This is a genomic window from Pseudomonas sp. P5_B2 (assembly GCF_056400445.1).
This window is the reverse complement of the sequence record NZ_JBFULH010000483.1, coordinates 1-3,114: the sequence shown is the minus strand read 5'-3', so window position 1 is coordinate 3,114 and position 3,114 is coordinate 1. Positions and strand designations below refer to the sequence as shown.

Genomic DNA, 3,114 nt, shown 5'->3' with positions numbered 1-3,114 from the left:
ACCCGATCACGTCCTACACCTGGATGATTTTCCGCAAAAATAACGAGAACCCGGCCAAGGCCAAAGCCATGCGCGAAATGGTCGAGTACAGCCTGACCGAGGGTCAGAAAATTGCCGATTCGATGGGTTACATCCCCCTGCCGCAATCGGTCGTCGATCAAGTCCGCAAAGCTTCCTCCAACATCCAGTGACGCTCGCGTGGCCTCTTTCGGCGTGGGCTATCAGTACTAGCCCCGCCGAAGAGATTTTCCCCACTCTCCGGAATTAGCCCATGAACAAGCCATTTGTCGTACCGGTTAATCCGGACTCTGCCTGTAAGCCCCCCTCTGCGAAGGATTTCCTGGTTGATCGCACCTTTCGCGCGCTTGCGCGTATAGGTGTGGTTCTCGTTCTGGCGCTGGTATTTGCATTGGTATACGAGGTCGGGCGCAAGGCAGTTCCAGGCATGGAGAAGCACGGTCTGGACGTCCTTTTGGGTACCGTGTGGGACGTAAACCAAGGTAAGTACGGGATTCTGCCAGCCATTTGGGGCACGCTCTACAGCGCCATGATCGCGTTAGTGATCGCAGGCTTTTTCGGCGTCAGCATGGCGATTTTCCTGACCCAGGATTTCCTGCCTAGCCAGCTTGCAGCCATTTTTCGCACCATTGTCGAATTGCTCGCGGCCATTCCCAGCGTCGTTTACGGCCTGTGGGGGATATACGTGGTGATCCCGGCCATTCGGCCCCTCACGGACTGGTTAAACAGCGAACTGGGCTGGATACCATTTTTCGGCACGACCTTAAGCGGACCGGGACTATTACCTGCAGCGTTGGTGCTTGCCATCATGATCCTGCCGACTATTGCCGCCGTTTCGCAGGATGCCCTTGCGGGCGTACCGATGAAAACCAAGCAAGCCGCCTACGGCATGGGTACCACACATTGGGAGGCGATTCTCAAAGTGATGGTGCCATCCGCCGCCACCGGCATTTTCGGCTCACTGGTATTGGGTCTGGGTCGGGCATTGGGTGAAACGATGGCCTTGGCCATGTTGGTCGGCAACTCGAACAATATTTCCCTTTCTCTGTTTGCACCAGCCAATACGCTGGCCGCCTTGTTAGCGCTGAATTTTCCCGAAGCGGGGCCGACAGAGATCGAAGTTTTGATGTATGCCGCACTGGTACTGATGTTGATCACCCTAATAGTGAACGTCATAGGATCCATGATAATGGTCTATGCCCAGCGTGGTACTAAATGATGAGTGACCTCACTCCCGCTACAGCCGCGCTGCCAAGTCTGCAGCGCAAGTTTGAAGGCCGCGCCCTGCGCAGTCTGGTGTTGACCACACTGGTCTGGGCTGGCGCTCTGCTGGCCAGCGTGCCCCTGATTTCCGTGCTTTACATGCTGATCACGCGCGGAGGTGCCCGCCTCAGTCTTGAGCTGTTCACCGAACTACCGCCGACCGGGTTCGAGACCGGCGGCGGCTTCGGCAACGCAATGGCAGGCACCTTTGTCATGGTCGGTATCGCAGCCGCAATCGCGGTTCCGGTCGGCATCATGGCGGCCATCTTTCTGGCGGAACTGGGACCGGACAGCAAGCTGGCCAATGCCGCGCGCTTCGCCGCCAAGATGCTCACAGGGCTGCCTTCGATTTTGGCCGGGGTTTTTGCCTACGCCTTGGTGGTGATGACCACCGGTACCTACTCGGCACCGGCGGGTGGCGTGGCACTGGCAGTACTGATGCTGCCTATCGTTGTGCTCACCGCTGAAGAGTCGATGAGGATGGTGCCCAAGATTATGAAGGATGCGGCCTACGGCATGGGCTGTACCCAATCGCAGGTTATCTGGAAAATCGTATTGCCTACCGGCCTGCCGGCGATCCTGACTGGCGTGATGCTGGCGGTGGCGCGCGCAGCCGGCGAAACCGCGCCGTTGTTGTTTACCGCCCTGTTCAGCAACTATTGGATCTACCACGACGGGAGCCTGGCGGTCATGAATCCGACCGCATCGCTTGCCGTACTGATTTACAACTTCTCCGGCATGCCATTCGACAATCAGCTTGAGCTCGCATGGGCTGCCTCGCTGGTGTTGGTGATGATCGTGCTGATCGTGAATATCGTCAGCCGTATTTTCGGCAAGCCAAAGTTTTGAGAATGGGAGCAAATATTGTGAACGTATTATCTGCGCAAAAAGTCGCCCCGTTCGAGGCCCAGGCACCTGTGGTCATGGACTGCAAGCTCGACAAGATTTTCTACGGCAATTTCATGGCGGTACGTGACAGCCATGTGCCGATCGAAAAAAACAAGATCACCGGATTCATCGGTCCTTCTGGCTGCGGCAAGAGCACCGTGCTGCGCAGCCTCAATCGGATGAATGACTTGGTAAAGGGCTTTCGTTTCGAGGGCCATGTGCATTTCCTCGGGCAAGACGTCTATGGCAAGGGCGTCGATCCAGTGGTCGTGCGTCGCTATATCGGGATGGTGTTCCAACAGCCGAACCCGTTCTCGATGAGCATTTTCGATAACGTTGCTTTTGGCCTGCGCCTTAATCGTTACCAAGGCGATCTGGGTGACCGCGTCAAGCACGCCCTGCAGGGCGCCGCGCTATGGGATGAAGTCAAGGACAAGCTCAAGGTCAGCGGTCTGTCCCTTTCAGGGGGCCAGCAGCAACGACTCTGTATCGCCCGCGCTATCGCCACCGAACCGGAAGTCCTGTTGCTGGATGAGCCGTGCTCGGCACTCGACCCGATCGCCACTCGCCGTGTTGAAGAGTTGATGGTCGAGTTGAAGAAGGACTACACCATCGCCCTGGTCACCCACAATATGCAGCAGGCGATCCGTGTCGCTGATACGACGGCATTTTTCTCTGTTGATATTTCGCAGGGCACGCGTACCGGTTATCTGGTTGAGATGGGCCCCACTTCCCAGATATTCGACAATCCGCGCGAACAAATGACGAACGATTACATCAGCGGCAAATTCAGCTAATCAACAACCGTCTGGTCAAGACCGAATGCAGCCAAGGGCTAAACGAGATTGGCATGCATTCGGTCGTTTTACCTTCTCACCCATCTTTCATCAGGATTGCCAATGTCTGCAAAGTGTCGTCTTGATTTGGCAGCGATTGAACGTGCGC

General features: G+C 56.4%; 3 protein-coding genes and 1 pseudogene. All 4 read left to right on the top strand.

All coding sequences use genetic code 11. The features are described from left to right. Positions 1 to 191 (top strand): annotated as a pseudogene (locus AC1DRJ_RS22725) (phosphate ABC transporter substrate-binding protein PstS); the annotation flags it as partial. Between the two features lie 80 nt (positions 192 to 271). Then, entirely contained in the window at positions 272 to 1,237 is a 966-nt protein-coding gene (pstC, locus tag AC1DRJ_RS22720; protein ID WP_477804120.1) for a phosphate ABC transporter permease subunit PstC, read from the top strand. After that, a complete protein-coding gene (gene pstA / locus AC1DRJ_RS22715) occupies positions 1,237 to 2,130 on the top strand; it encodes a phosphate ABC transporter permease PstA (protein ID WP_477804122.1) in 894 nt (297 codons plus the stop codon). The genes pstC and pstA overlap by 1 nt, the downstream gene beginning before the upstream one ends. Before the next feature lie 74 nt (positions 2,131 to 2,204). Further along, complete coding sequence (gene pstB, locus AC1DRJ_RS22710) at positions 2,205 to 2,966, top strand: phosphate ABC transporter ATP-binding protein PstB (RefSeq protein ID WP_477804121.1); 762 nt, start codon at positions 2,205 to 2,207, stop codon at positions 2,964 to 2,966. The last annotated feature ends 148 nt before the right edge of the window (positions 2,967 to 3,114 follow it).

Bases quoted from the DNA above. Each gene is read 5' to 3' on its own strand.
- pstC (WP_477804120.1), top strand. From the start codon at position 272: ATGAACAAGCCATTTGTCGTACCGGTTAATCCGGACTCTGCCTGTAAG.
- pstA (WP_477804122.1), top strand. From the start codon at position 1,237: ATGAGTGACCTCACTCCCGCTACAGCCGCGCTGCCAAGTCTGCAGCGC.
- pstB (WP_477804121.1), top strand. From the start codon at position 2,205: ATGGACTGCAAGCTCGACAAGATTTTCTACGGCAATTTCATGGCGGTA.